Genomic DNA, 16,997 nt, shown 5'->3' with positions numbered 1-16,997 from the left:
TTCTTTCGTGATGCCGGACCTGATCCGGCATCCAGCCGTTGCGCGTCTGCGCCATGAGACGATCTAGCAGGAAATTTTGCTATAGGGACGCAATGTTCGGTAGAGGCCGAGCGCATGAGGGCAAGGGCGGCCATGCGGCCGCCTTCGCTTGAGTGTCCTTAGTCCGCCTTGTTGCGGCGGGCCGGGAAGAGGATGACGTCGCGGATCGAGGGGGCGTTGGTCAGGAGCATGATCAGACGATCGACGCCGATGCCGAGGCCGCCGGCGGGTGGCATGCCCTGATCGATGGCGTCGAGGAATTCGTCGTCCAGCTGCTTGTCCTTTTCACCGCGGGCATGGGCCTGCTCAAGCTGCTCCACCATGCGGCGGCGCTGCTCTTCGGGATCGTTGAGTTCGGAGAAGGCATTGCCCACTTCCCAGGCATTGCAATAGCTCTCAAAACGCTCAACGAGGCGCGGTTCGCCCGGCACTTCCTTGGCGAAGGGCGAGATATCCTTCGGGAAATGCGTGACGTGGCTCGGCTGGATAAGCGTACCTTCGACCTTCTCTTCGAAGATGAAGGCAAGGCATTCGCCCCAGGTCCAGTCCTTCTCGACGGCAAAACCGGCGGCCTTGGCGGCGGCGCGGGCTTCCTCGTCAGTCTTGATCGCAAGGAAGTCGATGCCGGTCGCTTCCTTCACCGCATCAGGCATGGGCACGCGCTTGAACGGACCCTTGAAGGAAATTGTCTGGCCCTGGAATTCCACCTCGGTCGTGCCGTGCAGGGCAATCGCCAGCGTCTCGAACAGACGCTCTACGAGACCCATGATGTCTTCGTAGTCGGCATAGGCCCAATAGCACTCCATCATGGTGAATTCAGGATTGTGCCTTGTGGAAACGCCTTCGTTGCGGAAGTTGCGGTTGATTTCGAACACCTTGTCGGAAAGGCCTGATACCAGCGTGCGCTTCAGGAACAGTTCCGGCGCGATGCGCAGATACATGTCCATCTTCAGCGTGTTGTGGAAGGTCTTGAACGGATCGGCCGTCGCACCGCCATAAACTGTCTGCAGCATCGGCGTTTCCACTTCGAGGAAGCCTTCGGCCTCCATGAAGCGACGGATGCCGGACAGGATCTTGGAGCGCTGCAGGAAGCGCAGCTTGGAGTCCTCGTTCGCCAGAATATCGAGATGGCGCTTGCGGTAACGCAGCTCGATATCGGAGACACCGTGCCATTTTTCCGGCATCGGCAGCAGCGACTTGGTGAGCATGGTGATTTCTTCGGCGTTGATCGTCAGCTCGCCGCGCTTGGTGCGGCGCACCTTGCCGGTTACGCCGATGATGTCGCCAATGTCGATCATCGGCAGAAGATTGCGCGCTGTTTCCGGCGTCGTATCTTTGTGAGAGAAGATCTGCACCTTGCCCGAGGCGTCATGGATATCCATGAACATGCCGGAATTGCGCGACGAATAAACGCGGCCCGCCACCGTTACCGTGTCGCCGGTTTCCGTGTCCGGTTCGATATCGGCATATTTTTCCGCCAGCTCCGCATTGGTCAGCGTGCGATGGAAATGCGCCGGATAGACATCGCCGATCTGCTCGCGCAGCAGCGCAAGTTTCTGGCGGCGCACTTCGGTGGCGTCGGAGGAAAGGGCGGTGGTTTCGGTTGTCTTGTCGTTCATTGTTCAATCCTGTTGCGGCGTTGCCGCGGCGACAATTGCCTCCCGTATCCCTCATTCCTGTGCTTGTCACAGGAATCCAGTGCGCCCAAGTCCTTGGCGCGGGAGACCTCAATTCATTCTTTCACGGCGCCGACGCGCCGTGGCTGGATTCCTGTGACAAGCGCAGGAATGAGGGGTGGATTTAAAACCCGCCCCGGCAGGCATCAAGCACCGCTGCCAACCATCGTGGCCACAACGGCAATAGCGACCTTCAGGCGCTGGCGCACCACGGAGCGGCCGAGCAGCGCCATCGAGTCAAACAGCGGCAGCGAGCGCGAGGAACCGGAGACGGCGACGAAGAGCGGCGGCGTGACGACGCGCAGTTTCTTGCCCGTGCGTTCGGCAATGTCGCGCAGCTCGGCCTCGATGGCTTCAACGTTCCAATCAGGCATTTTTTCCAGATCGGTGGCAACCGTGGTGAGGATTTCGTGGATTTCCTCGGGCTTGCTTTTGAGACCGGCAAAGGAGGCGGGCGTCAGGCCAACGTCGCTCGAAAGCAGGAAGCCGGCAAGGTTTGGCAATTCGCCGAGCTTGGAAATGCGGCTCTGGGCAAGCTTCAGGCCTTCGGTCAGGCGGGAATTTTCCATCGCCCATTCCAGCGTGCGGGCAATGAAGTCCTCAGGCGTGAGCTTTTCGCGCAGCCAGCGGCCGTTCAGCCAGTCCAGCTTCTGGATATCGAATATGGCGCCGGCCTTGGAAAGTGCTTCCGGATCGAACTTCGCGGCCAGCTCTTCCATGGTCAGCAGCTCTTCGCCTTCGGCGATCTGGATGAAGAACAGGCCGAGGAAGTTCATCAGCGCTTCCGGCAGGTAGCCGAGCGCGGAATAATAGGAGATCGACGTCGGGTTCTTGCGCTTGGAAAGCTTCGATTTATCGGCGTTGCGCATCAGCGAAAGATGCATGAACGTCGGCTGGTCCCAGCCGAAATAACGGTAAAGCAGGATGTGCTTGGGCACTGAAGCCAGCCACTCTTCGCCGCGCGCCACATGGGTGATCTTCATCAGATGGTCGTCGATGACGTTTGCCATGTGATAGGTCGGCATGCCGTCGGCCTTGATCAACACCTGCATGTCAACCGAATCCCAGGGGATCGAGACATCGCCGTAAACGCCGTCATGGAAATCGCACGAACCTTCGGTCGGGATTTTCATGCGCACGACGTTGGCTTCGCCGGCGGCGACGCGGGTGGTCACTTCTTCAGCCTTCAGGTGGAGGCAGAGACCGTCATATTTTGGCGGCTTGCCAGCGGCGCGCTGCGCTTCGCGCATCTGCTCAAGCCGCTCGGGCGTGCAGAAACAGCGGAAGGCATGGCCTTTTTCCAGCAATTCTTCGGCATAGGGCCAGTACATCGGCTTGCGCTCGGACTGGCGGTAGGGACCGTAGGGGCCACCGACGTCGGGGCCTTCCGACCAGGTGAGGCCGGTCCAGCGCAGCGCCTCCAGAACCTTCTGCTCATATTCCAGCGTCGAGCGGGTGGCGTCGGTATCCTCGATGCGCAGGATGAACTCACCGCCGTGTTTCTTGGCGAAGAGGTAGTTGAACAGCGCGATGTAAGCGGTGCCGACATGCGGCTCGCCGGTGGGGGAAGGTGCGATGCGGACGCGAACGCCGGAAGTGGTCATGAAATTCACTCGTCGTGACGGGGTGGTGACATCGGGGCGGCTTCACCCTTCTATCACGAAGTTTTCGTTTGAATGCGGCGGGAAAGGGTGCGGAAAGGCGTGTTGAACGCACTTTTGCATATTTCCGTTCGGCATCGGCTTAGGCCATATTATGCCGCAGGCGTCAAGGAAATATGGCGCTTGCGCTGTCTTCGCCCGGACGTCAACCGCCCCTAATTCACCGGCCAGACATAAAGCAGCATCGGAATGCTGGCAATGACGATCATGATCGACAGCGGCAGTCCAAGGCGCGGATAATCGCTGAAACGATAACCGCCCGGACCCATGACCAGCGTGTTGCACTGGTGGCCGATGGGCGTGAGGAAATCGCAGCCGGCGCCGATCGCCACCGCCATCAGAAAGGCCTCCGGCCGAAAGCCGAGCGTGGTGGCGAAACCGGCGGCGATGGGTGCCATAACCAGCACGGTTGCAGCATTGTTGAGGAAGGGCGTCACCGCCATGGCAGTCAACAGGATCATGCCGAGTGCTGCGAAGGGCGGCAGTCCTTGTGCGGCATGGCCGAGCCAGGCGGCGATGAGCTCGCTGGCGCCGCTGGTGCGCAGACTGTCGCTGACGGGAATGAGGGCGGCGAGCATGACGAGGATCGGCCCGTCGATCGATTTATAGACTTCGGTCAGCGGTATCGCGCCGACGACGATCATCAGGAAGGCGGCGGCGAAAAAGGCGACGGATACCGGCACCAGCCCGCTGCCGGCGGCAATCATGGCCGCGGCAAGCACGATGACGGGCAAAAGCGCGCGGCGCTGCACCCCAAGCAGGATTTCCCGCTGCGCCAGGGGCAGCAGCGAAAATTCCTGCAATACCTGTGGCAGGTTCTTGCGGCTGCCCTGCAGGAGAATGACGTCGCCCGCCTGCAAGGTCAGGTCGGAGAGCCGCTGGCTGACGCGCTGGCCGCGACGGCTGACTGCAATCAGATTGACGCCGCGGGTGTAGGATAGCGCCAGTTCGCGCGCGGAAATCCCGTTGAGAACGGATTCGTTGCTGATAACCGCTTCCATGGAAATAAGGTCAGCGGTCTTCTGGCCGTTCTCGGTGAGCGGCTTGCCTGACAGCAGCAGCTTGGCCTGCGAGACGATACGGTCGAGGCCCTCCGGGTTGCCTTCGAGAAGAATGGTGTCGCCCGGCTTCAGATTGACATCGGGGAAGGGGGAGATACGCCGGGGTCCGCGCAGGATCGTGCTGGCGATTACGTCGCCATCCGCCTGTTTCAACAGCTCCCGCAGCGGCTTGTCGGCGTATGTGCTGTCGGCGGGAAGCGTCGCTTCGGCGGTATAGGCTGACTGGTCCAGAATATCTTCCATCGATGCCTGCTGGCGGTTGCGCACCGGCAGCAGGCGGTAACCGAAGGTCAGGAAGATGATGCCGATCACGGTCAGCCCGGCACCGACCGGGGTGAAATCGAACATCGAGAAGCTCTGCCCGGTCATTTCCTCACGCAGCCTGGAAACGACGATGTTGGGCGAGGTGCCGATCTGCGTCATGAGCCCGCCCAGAAGGGCGGCGAAGGCCATGGGCATCAGATAATAGGAAACAGGGCTGCCGGATTTGCGGGCGAACTGGAAAGCAACCGGCATCATGATGGCAAGCGCGCCGATGTTCTTGATGAAGGCCGACATGATGGCGACGACGATCATCAGAAAGGCCAGTTGCAGGGTTTTGGAGTGCATCTCCGGGAAATATTTCTTGATCGTCATATCGACGACCCCTGAACGCGCCACGGCCGAACTGACGATCAGCGCGCTGCCGACGATGATGACGATATCGTCCGAGAAACCGGAGAACGCCTTGTCGAAAGGCACGACCCCAACCGCCACCGCCACCAGCAACGCGCTGCACGCGACCACATCATAGCGGAACCTGTCCCATATGAACGCGACCATCATGCCGGCGATCACGGTAAAGGCGAGGATCTGGTCGGTCGTCATGCTTGCTTATGCTTTCGAAGGAGAGACGGCGGGACGGACTCTTCCGGTAGGGATGTCAAAGAACGCGAGGCGGGGCATGCGGTTCCGACTGGCCGGCGCGTTCCACACGTTCGCGTCATACCGGCCTTGAGCCGGTATCAGCCGCCGCGCGTCGGCGCGGCGGAAAGTGTCCCTTCAGCCCAAGGGCTTGGGCTGAAGGGATGCCGGATCAAGTCCGGCATGACGGGTCGGGGCAATCAGTGCGGTTTGGCCGCCTGTGCTTTCTTGCGCTGTCTGGCGTTACGCGCCAGCATGTTGAGCAGTTCCACCAGCGCCGAAAACGCCATGGCGGCATAGACGTAGCCTTTGGGAACATGGAAGCCCATGCCTTCGGCGATCAGGGTCGTGCCGATCATCATCAGGAAGGCGAGTGCCAGCATGACGATGGTGGGGTTGCGCTCGATGAAGTTGGCGAGCGGCGTTGCGGCGAGCAGCATCACGGCAACGGCAAAGATCACGGCCACGATCATGATCGGCAGATGCGGTGTCATGCCAACGGCGGTGATGATGCTGTCCACAGAGAACACGAGGTCGAGCAGCAGGATCTGGCCGATGGCGGCGCCGAAATTCATCGCAGCCGGGCCGCCCACCATGTCTTCCTTGTGATCTTCAGGATCGACATTGTGGTGGATTTCCTTGGTGGCCTTCCACATCAGGAAGAGACCGCCGGCGATGAGGATCATGTCCTTCCACGAGAAGGCGTGGCCGAAGATTTCGAAGACCGGCGTGGTGAGCTGCACGATCCAGGCCACAGTGCCGAGAAGGCCGAGACGCATGATCAAGGCAAGCCCGATGCCGATCTTGCGGGCTTTTTCGCGCTGTTCAGGCGGAAGCTTGTTGGTGAGGATCGAGATGAAGATCAGGTTGTCGATGCCAAGCACGACCTCCATGACGATCAGGGTGACCAGCGCCACCCAGGCAGCGGGGTCGGACAGAAGAGGGAGAACGGACTCCATCAGGGAATTTTTCCTTTCAGCAACAAGGCCACCCGAAACATTCGGTTCGTGGAATTTATAGCGCAATACGCGAGAAACAAGGAGACCGCGCCTGTGATAGGCAAGATTTCATCGAAATTTCGCGCAAACCGCGTATCAGGCCCCGTGCCGTTGCCGGTCCGGTCGCCCGTTGCTGAATGTTTTCAGGCCTTGTCGGTTCCGTATGCCGCCATGAACACCATGATGGCGCTGTCGATCACTCGGTCCAGCTCCTCTTCGGGAACCGGGCCTTCGAGTTCTCCGAACAGGCGCAGCTTGAAGAAAGTGCCCGTGGAAAGCTCGATATATTGCCGGGCGGCAAGTTCGACGTCATCGACCTTGAGATGGCCGAGCGAGACCTGATGCTCGATGAAATCCTGAAGAACGGTGCGCACGTTGTTGGGTGCTGCGATGAAGAAACGCTGCGCCAGCTTCGGCATGCGGTCGATGACGCCGATCACCGAGCGCATGGCCGGTATCATTTCGGAGCAGATCATCTTGTTGGCGAAGGCCTTGCCGAACTGTTTCAGGCCGTCGCGCACCTCTTCGGTGCCGGCCAGAATGTTGCGCATGGAGGTCGCGAATTCCTGGCGGTGATGATCGACAAGGGCGGCGAACAGGTCTTCCTTGTTGGAGAAATAGACATAGATCGTTCCCTTGGAAACGCCGGCTTCCCGCGTGATGTCGTTCATGCTGGCGGCATCGAAGCCCTTGCGCTTGAACACGCGCCAGGCGCCGGCAACAATCTGCTCACGCTTGGCCGGGTCTTCGCCCGCAGCAAAACGCCCGGCGGGGTTTCCCGGACAGCCCGTTTCGGTTTCCGTCTCCATATCCATGTCTTCACCTGCCATCGTTACCGGTTCCTAGCACTGCAATGGCGTAAAAAAAATTAACCGAACGTCGAACCAATCAGTTCGATTACACTTGATATGTGTCAGGAAAGGGATTATGTCAATCGAACCGAACGGTTCAGTTCGAAAAACTTTCTTCAATTTATCACGGTACAATCTCATGTCGGCCCAGAAGAATAGCGCGGTTCGCGCCGTCAACGATGCGGAAGAGGCGGACGTTTCCGCCAAGGCTGAGACCTCTCCGGCAAAGCCGGTGGAGGCCCCGCCGCAACAGCCGCCACAGACAATTGCCGCACCGAAGAAGAAGAAGCGTTCGCCGCTTCTGCCGATCTTTGCGATCGCCCTTCTCGCCGGTGCCGGCTGGTACGGTTATAACTGGTGGATCGACGGTCGCTTCATGGTTTCGACGGATGACGCCTACATTCAGGGTGATATCGCGGTCATCGCGCCCAAGGTTTCGGGTTACATCGCCAAGGTGAACGTTGTCGAAAACCAGGAAGTCAAGGCGGGTGATCCGCTGGTTACTCTGGATGACGGCGACTATCGCATCGCGCTTGAACAGGCCGACGCGCAGATCCGCACCGAGGAACTGTCGCTGAAGCGCATCGATGCGCAGATCATCGGCGGCGAGGCAGCGCAGGAACAGGCCGTTGCCCAGAAGGGCGCTCTGGATGCGGCCCTTCGCGGTGCGGAAATCACCCAGAAGCGCGCCACCGAATTGCAGGCGAAGGATGTCGGCACCGTTGCCGCTTCCGACAGCGCGCAGGTCGCGCTCGATCAGGCCAGGGCGAATGTCGTGGCCGGCGAGGCGGCGATCTCGTCCGCGAAAGCCAATGTCGAGCTTCTTCGCGCCCAGCGCGAGGAAGCCGAAAGCACCATCCGTTCGCTGCAACTTTCCAAGGACAAGGCGGCCCGCGATCTGGCCTTCACCGTGTTGAAAGCGCCTTATGACGGCGTTATCGGCAATCTGGCGGTGCAGACGGGCGATCTCGTTTCGGTCGGCAAGCGCCTTGCTTCGCTGGTGCCGTTGAACGAGCTTTATATCGACGCCAATTTCAAGGAAACGCAGCTGGCCCGCGTGGTGCCCGGTTCGAAGGTCCGCGTCCATGTGGATGCTTTCGACGACGAGACCATTGAGGGCACGGTCCAGTCGATATCGCCCGGTTCCGGTTCGGTCTTCTCGATGCTGCCGCCGGAAAACGCCACGGGTAACTTCACCAAGGTCATCCAGCGCGTACCGGTGCGTATCGTCTTCTCCAAGGAAGATCTCGCCAAGCACAATCTGCGTGCGGGCCTGAGCGTCGTCGTCGATGTGGATACCCGCACGGCGCCGGAAAACACGAAAACGGCGCACGTTAACCCATAGGCCAACCAGGGCGTCGTTGAGGGCAAGATCATGGCGGCTACGGTTGTCGGCACAGGCGGGGTATCTGTTCCCGTCGATCCACCCATGGACAAGCGCAGGCTCATCGCGTTCTTCGCGATGGTCTTCGGCATGTTCATGTCCATTCTCGATATTCAGATCGTCTCCGCCTCGCTTGCGGAAATCCAGGCAGGTCTCGGGGCGGGCTCCGACGAGATCGCCTGGGTGCAGACATCCTATCTGATCGCAGAAGTCATCATGATCCCTCTGTCGGGCACGCTGGCGCGCATCCTGTCCACGCGCGTACTGTTTGCCACCTGCGCCGCCGGCTTCACCCTGTCGAGCGCGCTCTGCGCCACCGCGACCAATATCGACCAGATGATCGTCTACCGGGCGATCCAGGGCTTTATCGGCGGCGGCATGATCCCGTCGGTCTTTGCGGCCGCCTTCACCATTTTCCCGCCCTCCAAGCGTTCGGTCGTCTCGCCGATCATCGGTCTCGTCGCCACGCTTGCGCCCACCATCGGTCCCACGGTCGGCGGTTATCTTTCCAATGCCTTCTCCTGGCACTGGCTGTTCCTAGTCAACATCATTCCCGGCATCATCGTCACCATCCTGACATGGAGCCTGATCGATTTCGACAAGCCTGAAACCTCGCTCTGGAAGAAGTTCGACTGGTGGGGGCTGATCTCCATGGCCGTCTTCCTCGGCTCTCTGGAATACGTGCTGGAAGAGGGCAACAACAAGGACTGGTTCAACGACGAGCATATCGTCATCGGTTCGGTGGCCATGGTCATCGGTGCGGTGGTGTTCTTCTGGCGTGCCTTCAAGGTGGACTTCCCCGTTGTGGACATCCGCGCCTTTGCGGACCGAAATTTCTCCATCGGCTCGCTGTTTTCCTTCGTGATGGGCATAGGGCTTTACGGGCTGACCTATCTCTACCCGCTCTATCTCGGTCGCGTGCGCGGTTACGATGCGCTGATGATCGGCGAGACCATGTTCGTTTCCGGTCTTGCCATGTTCTTCACCGCGCCGATTGCCGGCAAGGTGTCCACCAAGCTCGATCCGCGCATCATGATGGCCATCGGCTTCATCAGCTTCGGTTGCGGCACGTGGATCATGACGCATGTGACCACCGACTGGGATTTCTACGAGCTGCTGATTCCGCAGGTCCTGCGCGGTTTCGGACTGATGATGTGCATGGTGCCGATCAACAACATCGCGCTCGGCACGCTTCCGCCCGCGCGCATCCGCAATGCCTCGGGCCTGTTCAACCTCACCCGCAACCTCGGCGGCGCGGTTGGCCTTGCCGTCATCAACACCCTGCTGTCGCAACGCACCGACGATCATTATGTGCGGCTGGCGGAACATGTCAGCTATTCCAATCCACAGGCGCTGGAGTGGCTGAACAATGTCGGCGCGAACTATGATTCCTACGGGCTGGACGGTGCTTCCGTCGCGATCAAGAAGCTGGTCGGCATGGTCTCGCAGCAGGCGTGGATACTCGCCTTTGCGGATGTGTTCTTCGCGCTGACGCTGCTGTTCGGCAGCCTGATCTTCATGACCGTGCTGATCCAGAAACCCAAGGCAGCGCCGCCACCAGACGCGGCGCACTGAACAAAATCCCCTCCCATCCACCGCAGAGCTGGGGCCGTCGGAAATGACGGCCCCTTTTTTGTGTGCTTCGCGATACTTTTCCGTCATGCCGGTCTTGAGCCGGTATCCAGTAAGCCCAAGTCCTTGATCCAAGGCTAAAATGACGAAAGTTGTTGGTCAGCCCTGATAATCTGCAGCCTGTTGATTTTATTGACGTGTCTAAATCCTTGGGAAAAGCCCAGGGATGACGCCGGGCAAAGGCGCGCACCCGTAGTTCAAAGGTAGAAATAAAGTGAAATCATCGTCTTGCTGAAAATGTGAGGTACGTACATCATTTTTCGGTTTACGACGGCGGCAAAGCTGGATATTCAAATGGCACGGGAGGAAACATGAAGCCGACAGTTCACGATATCGCCGAGCGGGCGGGTGTCAGCCTTGCCACCATCGACCGGGTGCTGAACATGCGCCCCGGCGTTCACGCCGCTACTCGAGCGCGGGTAGAGGCGGCGATTGCCGAGCTTGGTTATGTGCGCGATATCGCTGCCGCCAATTTGGCCAAGGGTCGCAATTATTCGCTGGTCTTCATCCTTCCCGGCAACGACAATTCCTTCATGGCGACGCTGCGAGCCGAAGTTCGTGCCGCAGCCGCCCGCGCCCATCTGGAGCGCACGGCGATCCGCGTTATCGAGGTGCCGCCTTTCAATGCCGCGGCACTGACGGAGGCGCTGGAAGTCGCGCGGCGGGAAAAGCCGTCGGGCGTCGCCTTCGTCGCCACCGATTCTGAGGATGTTGCCGAAGCCGCGGACCGGCTGGCTGAAGATGGTATCGCCACCGTCACGCTGGTTTCCGATCTCTCCGGTTCGCGCCGCGACCATTATGCCGGCGTCGACAACGTTGCGGCCGGGCGCACGGCGGCTAGCCTCATGGGGCGCTTCCTGTCCGGGCGCGGCGGCGATATTGCGGTCGTTGCCGGCTCCATGCTGGTGCGCGACCATCGCGAACGCCTAGACGGCTTCCGCTCCGTCATCGAAAGCGAATTTCCGGACTTGCGACTATTGCCGGTCCTCGAAGGTCGGGACGATCCCGTCACCGTCGAGGCGCTGGTCGCCAAGGCGCTTGCGAGCGACGCGCTGTCCGGCATCTACAGTCTCGGCGCCGGTAATCGCGGCCTCATCCGGGCGCTCAGGGCGTCATCGGGCGAAAGGTCGCCATCCGTCATCGCCCATGAGCTCACCGAAAACACGGCCAATGCGCTGCGGGAAGGCGTGCTCGATGCCGTGCTCAATCAGGATGCAGGTCATGAGGTGCGCAGCGCCATTCGCGTGTTGAAAGCGCGCGCGGATGGTCTCGCTGTCATCGCCGCGCAGGAGCGTATCCGTATCGACATATTCCTCAGGGACAATCTGCCCTGAGGAGAGCATTTCCAGGAAAAGTGGCCGCCGGTTTTCCGTCCGGAAATGCGGTGACCCTTAAAACCGCTGAAGTGGCGCAAGGAGCGCCGGAATGGAGAATTACATGTATCTCGGTCTCGATCTTGGAACATCCGGTGTCAAAGCCCTGCTGATGGACGGCGATCAGAAGATCGTCGGCTCGGCCAACGGCTCGCTGGAGGTCTCGCGTCCGCATCACGGCTGGTCGGAACAGGACCCGGCGGACTGGATTGCCGCCACGAAAACCGCAGTCGAAGGTCTGAAGCAGAAGTTTGCGAAGGAACTCGCTGCCGTGAAAGGTATTGGCCTTTCCGGCCAGATGCATGGCGCGACGCTGATAGACGCGAGCGGCAATGTGCTGCGGCCGTGCATTCTGTGGAACGACACGCGCTCCTATGCCGAGGCTGCCGAACTCGATGCCGATCCGCGCTTCCGCAAGATCACCGGCAACATCGTATTCCCAGGCTTTACCGCACCGAAACTGGCTTGGGTGGCGAAGAACGAACCTGAAATCTTCGCGAAGGTGGCCAAGGTACTGCTGCCGAAGGATTACCTGCGACTGTGGCTGACCGGTGAATATATCTCGGAAATGTCGGATTCCGCCGGCACATCGTGGCTGGATACCGGTGCGCGCAAATGGTCTGCCGATCTTCTGGCGGCGACCGGCCTTGAAGAAAAACACATGCCGTCGCTGGTTGAAGGCACCGAGGAGGCAGGTGTGCTGCGTGCCGAGCTCGCCTCGCAATGGGGCATTGCGGGCAAGGCCGTTGTGGCCGGCGGTGCGGGTGACAATGCCGCTTCCGCCTGCGGCATGGGCACGGTGAAAGAGGGCCACGCGTTCGTTTCGCTCGGCACTTCTGGCGTGTTGTTTGCCGCCAACGCCTCCTATCTGCCGAAGCCGGAAAGCGCCGTACACGCGTTCTGCCACGCGCTTCCCAACACATGGCACCAGATGGGCGTCATCCTGTCCGCTACCGATGCACTCAACTGGTATTCGCGCCTCACCGGCAAGTCCGCAGCCGAACTGACGGGTGAACTGGGCGACGAGCTTCTGGCGCCGAGCGGCGTCACTTTCGCACCCTATCTTTCCGGCGAGCGCACGCCGCATAACGATGCCGCCATTCGCGGCTCTTTCATTGGCCTTTCGCATGAAAGTGACCGCAGGGCGCTGACGCAGGCCGTGCTGGAAGGCGTGACTTTCGCCATCCGTGACAATCTCGAAGCGCTGAAGTCGGCCGGCACCTCCATTTCCCGCGTCACCGCCATCGGCGGCGGTTCGCGCTCGGCCTATTGGCTGGCCTCGATCGCGACTTCGCTCGGTGTGCCCGTGGATATTCCGGCCGAGGGCGATTTCGGCGCCGCTTTCGGCGCCGCCCGACTCGGTCTCATCGCTGCAACAGGTGCAGATCCGGTTGCAGTCTGCACGCAGCCGGAAACGGCGCGGACGATCGAGCCGGTGGTGGCGCTTGGCGATGCTTATGAGGAGGCTTACCAGCGGTATCACGCGCTTTATCCCGCCATTCGGTCGCTTTCGCATTGAGGTTTTGCGTGCGCCGTTCACCCCTCTCTGCCCTGCCGTGCATCTCCCCCACAATGGGGGAGATCGACAAGCGGCTAGGTCACGTCCTCCTGTGAGGTCGCGATCGAAGCGGTTGAGCGCAACTTGCTGATCTCCCTCCTGTGGGGGAGATGTCCGGCAGGACAGAGGGGGGTAAGCGGCCCGCGCAGACCTCGAATTTTTGAACACTACCTAAACCCACCCCAGAGGAGGAACCATCCAATGAGCACAGGCTTCTTCGGCGATATCGCCAAGATCAAATATGAAGGCCCCGACAGCACCAACCCGCTCGCCTTCCGCCACTACAACCCCGACGAGATCGTTGCCGGAAAGCGTATGGAAGATCACCTGCGCTTTGCCGTGGCTTACTGGCACACCTTCACCTGGCCGGGCGGCGACCCATTCGGTGGGCAGACGTTCCAGCGTCCGTGGTTTGAAGACACCATGCAGGCCGCCAAGCTGAAGGCCGATGTCGCCTTTGAATTCTTCTCGCTGCTCGGTTCGCCGTTCTATTGCTTCCACGACGCCGATGTGCGCCCGGAAGGCAGGAACTTTGCCGAAAACACCAGGAACCTCAACGAGATCGTCGACTACTTCGCGCAGAAGCAGGCTGATACCGGCGTAAAGCTTCTGTGGGGCACGGCGAACCTGTTCTCCAACCGCCGCTTCATGTCGGGTGCCGCGACCAATCCGGACCCGGATGTCTTCGCATTCTCGGCTGCGACGGTGAAGACCTGCATGGATGCCACCAAGAAGCTCGGCGGCGCCAATTACGTGCTATGGGGCGGTCGTGAAGGTTACGAAACGCTGCTCAACACCGATCTTTCGCGCGAGCTGGACCAGCTCGGCCGCTTCCTCAATCTGGTTGTGGAATACAAATACAAGATCGGTTTCGAAGGCACGATCCTGATCGAGCCAAAGCCGCAGGAGCCGACCAAGCACCAGTACGACTACGACGTCGCAACCGTTTATGCGTTCCTGCAGAAGAACGGTCTCGAAAAGGAAGTGAAGGTCAATATCGAGCAGGGTCACGCCATCCTCGCCGGCCATTCCTTCGAACACGAACTGGCCATGGCCAATGCCTTCGGCATTTTCGGCTCGATCGACATGAACCGCAACGATTACCAGTCTGGCTGGGATACCGACCAGTTCCCCAACAACGTACCTGAAATGGCGCTAGCCTATTACCACGTGCTGGCCGGCGGCGGCTTCACCAATGGCGGCACCAACTTCGATTCCAAGCTGCGTCGCCAGTCGCTTGATCCGCAGGACCTGCTGATCGGCCATATCGGTGGCATGGATTGCTGCGCCCGCGGTCTGAAGGCGGCGGCGAAGATGATCGAGGACGGCGCGCTGTCGAAGCCGCTTTCGGAGCGTTACGCGAAGTGGGACGCACCTGAAGCCCAGAAGATGTTGCGCGGCGAGCTGAAGCTCGAAGAAATCGCAGCGCTGGTCGAGCGCCAGGATATCAACCCCGAGCCGAAGTCCGGTCGTCAGGAATATCTGGAGAACGTCGTCAATCGTTACGTTTGACGGGCTGGTACGTTCACAAACAAAGGACGGGGGAGCATCCCCCGTCTAGAGGCTGGTTAAAGCCGCAAAACCTCTCCTCCGTCATCCTCGCGACATTCCCGAGGATGACGTCGTATCTGTGGTGTACGGCCCCCGTGCGGTCTCCGGGCCTGATGCTGCAGATAACATTCCATAAAGTGAGACTAAGAAGGTTGCGATAGCCGAATTAGGGGGCATGCTCGCCGTCTGCTGCCAAAGGCGAGAACAATTCCGCGCCACCCCTCCTTTCTTTCCAGTCACTTACCGCAAAACCTTTCCCCGCATGTCCCCACCCGTCCGTTTTGCAGCATCATTCCCCTGCAACCGGAACGGAAGGGCGATACGCGCGGCGCCTTTCGCGGACCGGCTGCCGGCATCGACAGGCGTGGTTCTGGCAAACCGCGTTCCGGAAAGGCGTCCCGCAATTGCCAGCAGCGGGAAGGGCCGATCCGGTAGGTGTCGTGAAAAGTCTGTCACCGATCGACCGGCATTCCGGTCAAACAAGGCGCGGCCCGGCAGATGCAAGACTTTCCACCACACTCAACTCCCATCCGCATTTGCCGGGCTGTCGTTTCTCCCGCCGCCGGGAAACCGTTGCGGCGACTTTCGTGTACCTAAAGCGCTTTGGATATCTTAACCGCGCTGCTGAAACGTTGCAGATTTTGCGTGCCTGCGGCTGTACCTCATTGCTGACTTGGTCTAAACCGCTCTCCATCTTTTGACGCTCGATGGATGACGAAAGGGCCTATCCGATGACCGATCACAAAGCGCTTGCAGCCCGTTTCCCCGGCGATTTCCTGTTCGGCGTGGCGACCGCCTCCTTCCAGATCGAGGGTGCCACCAAGGTTGACGGCCGCAAGCCATCCATCTGGGATGCCTTCTGCAACATGCCGGGACATGTCTTCGGGCGCCACAATGGCGACGTTGCCTGCGATCACTATAATCGCTGGGAGGATGATCTCGATCTCATAAAGGAAATGGGTGTCGAGGCCTATCGTTTCTCCATTGCCTGGCCGCGCATCATTCCCGATGGATTCGGCCCGATCAACGAGAAGGGGCTGGATTTCTACGACCGCCTCGTCGATGGCTGCAAGGCGCGCGGCATCAAGACCTATGCGACGCTTTACCATTGGGACCTGCCGCTGACACTGATGGGCGACGGCGGCTGGGCCTCGCGTTCCACCGCCCATGCCTTCCAGCGTTACGCCAAGACCGTCATGGCACGGCTGGGCGACCGGCTGGATGCGGTGGCGACCTTCAATGAGCCCTGGTGTGCGGTCTGGCTCAGCCATCTCTATGGCATTCATGCGCCGGGCGAGCGCAACATGGAAGCAGCCCTTGCGGCCATGCACCACATCAACCTTGCCCATGGTTTCGGCGTCGAGGCGTCCCGCCATGTTGCGCCCAAGGTGCCGGTCGGACTGGTGCTGAACGCCCATTCCGTCATCCCGGCCTCCAACAGCGACGCCGACCTGAAGGCAGCTGAACGGGCATTCCAGTTCCACAACGGCGCGTTTTTCGATCCGGTCTTCAAGGGCGAATATCCGGCCGAAATGATGGAGGCCCTGGGCAGCCGCATGCCGGTGGTGGAGGCGGAAGACCTGTCCATCATCAGCCAGAAGCTCGACTGGTGGGGCCTGAATTATTATACACCGATGCGCGTTGCCGACGACGCCACCGAAGGTGCGGAATTCCCTGCCACCAAACCAGCCCCGGCCGTCAGCGATGTCAAAACCGATATCGGCTGGGAAGTCTATGCGCCGGCGCTGCATTCCCTGGTGGAGACGCTCTACGAGCGCTACGAGCTGCCCGATTGCTACATCACCGAAAATGGCGCCTGCTACAATATGGGCGTCGAAAACGGCGAGGTGGATGATCAACCCCGTCTTGACTATTACGCCGAACATCTTGGTATCGTTGCTGATCTGGTGAAGGACGGTTACCCCATGCGGGGTTACTTCGCCTGGAGCCTGATGGACAATTTCGAATGGGCGGAAGGGTACCGCATGCGCTTTGGCCTTGTGCACGTGGATTACGAAACGCAGGTTCGTACGTTGAAGAACAGCGGCAAATGGTACAGCGCGCTGGCATCGGGTTTTCCGAAGGGGAACCACGGTGTGATGAAGGGGTGAGGCTTTCTCCCTCATTCCTGTGACAAGCACAGGGATGAGGGTGGAAAGGCTGGCTCGTGTGTGAACTTTACCTGCCGTATTCCTCACCAGGAAAGCACACGATCGCTCTCCCCAATAAAGTTCTTCCACCTTACTATCAGTTTTCCAAACTTTTTTGCCAGTTACCCGGCGGTGCCTGCTTGCGCCTGCCATCCTGTCT

Annotated in this window: 11 protein-coding genes; 6 read left to right on the top strand and 5 right to left on the bottom strand. The window is 60.1% G+C overall.

Features of this window, described 5'->3' with window-relative positions; genetic code table 11:
• Nucleotides 1–158 precede the first annotated feature (158 nt).
• The 5 genes from lysS to ASD46_RS21675 form a co-directional block, all read right to left on the bottom strand.
• Nucleotides 159–1,658, bottom strand: coding sequence for a lysine--tRNA ligase (lysS, locus tag ASD46_RS21695; RefSeq protein WP_013762320.1), 1,500 nt, complete (start codon nucleotides 1,656–1,658; stop codon nucleotides 159–161).
• 203 nt (nucleotides 1,659–1,861) lie between these two features.
• Nucleotides 1,862–3,319, bottom strand: a complete 1,458-nt coding sequence (gltX, locus tag ASD46_RS21690) for a glutamate--tRNA ligase (protein ID WP_013762321.1) — start codon at nucleotides 3,317–3,319, stop codon at nucleotides 1,862–1,864.
• Between the two features lie 212 nt (nucleotides 3,320–3,531).
• Complete coding sequence (locus ASD46_RS21685) at nucleotides 3,532–5,304, bottom strand: SLC13 family permease (protein ID WP_003516208.1); 1,773 nt, start codon at nucleotides 5,302–5,304, stop codon at nucleotides 3,532–3,534.
• Nucleotides 5,305–5,540: 236 nt separating this feature from the next.
• Entirely contained in the window at nucleotides 5,541–6,299 is a 759-nt protein-coding gene (locus tag ASD46_RS21680; RefSeq protein ID WP_060642669.1) for a TerC family protein, read from the bottom strand.
• A 182-nt stretch (nucleotides 6,300–6,481) separates the two neighbouring features.
• Entirely contained in the window at nucleotides 6,482–7,168 is a 687-nt protein-coding gene (locus ASD46_RS21675) for a TetR/AcrR family transcriptional regulator (protein WP_003516212.1), read from the bottom strand.
• Nucleotides 7,169–7,328: 160 nt separating this feature from the next.
• On the opposite strand from ASD46_RS21675, the gene ASD46_RS21670 reads away from it, so the two are divergent.
• The 6 genes from ASD46_RS21670 to ASD46_RS21645 all read left to right on the top strand — a co-directional run bounded on the left by ASD46_RS21670 (nucleotide 7,329) and on the right by ASD46_RS21645 (nucleotide 16,798).
• A complete protein-coding gene (locus ASD46_RS21670) occupies nucleotides 7,329–8,534 on the top strand; it encodes an HlyD family secretion protein (protein ID WP_019566960.1) in 1,206 nt (401 codons plus the stop codon).
• A 30-nt stretch (nucleotides 8,535–8,564) separates the two neighbouring features.
• On the top strand, nucleotides 8,565–10,148 hold the full coding sequence (locus tag ASD46_RS21665) for a DHA2 family efflux MFS transporter permease subunit (RefSeq protein WP_013762324.1): 1,584 nt from the start codon (nucleotides 8,565–8,567) through the stop codon (nucleotides 10,146–10,148).
• Nucleotides 10,149–10,516: 368 nt separating this feature from the next.
• Nucleotides 10,517–11,539, top strand: a complete 1,023-nt coding sequence (locus tag ASD46_RS21660) for a LacI family DNA-binding transcriptional regulator (RefSeq protein WP_025595052.1) — start codon at nucleotides 10,517–10,519, stop codon at nucleotides 11,537–11,539.
• Between the two features lie 103 nt (nucleotides 11,540–11,642).
• Nucleotides 11,643–13,097: a xylulokinase gene (gene xylB / locus ASD46_RS21655; RefSeq protein WP_025595051.1), complete on the top strand. Its 1,455-nt coding sequence runs from the start codon at nucleotides 11,643–11,645 to the stop codon at nucleotides 13,095–13,097.
• Between the two features lie 240 nt (nucleotides 13,098–13,337).
• Nucleotides 13,338–14,648 (top strand): xylose isomerase, encoded by a 1,311-nt coding sequence (xylA, locus tag ASD46_RS21650; protein ID WP_003516221.1) that lies wholly within the window; start codon nucleotides 13,338–13,340, stop codon nucleotides 14,646–14,648.
• A 770-nt stretch (nucleotides 14,649–15,418) separates the two neighbouring features.
• Complete coding sequence (locus tag ASD46_RS21645) at nucleotides 15,419–16,798, top strand: GH1 family beta-glucosidase (protein ID WP_025595048.1); 1,380 nt, start codon at nucleotides 15,419–15,421, stop codon at nucleotides 16,796–16,798.
• Nucleotides 16,799–16,997: the final 199 nt, after the last annotated feature.

The organism is Rhizobium sp. Root491, from assembly GCF_001427205.1.
Taxonomy (GTDB): Bacteria; Pseudomonadota; Alphaproteobacteria; order Rhizobiales; family Rhizobiaceae; genus Agrobacterium; species Agrobacterium tumefaciens.
Note: the sequence above shows the minus strand (reverse complement) of the source record. Positions and strands in the feature narration are given on the sequence as shown.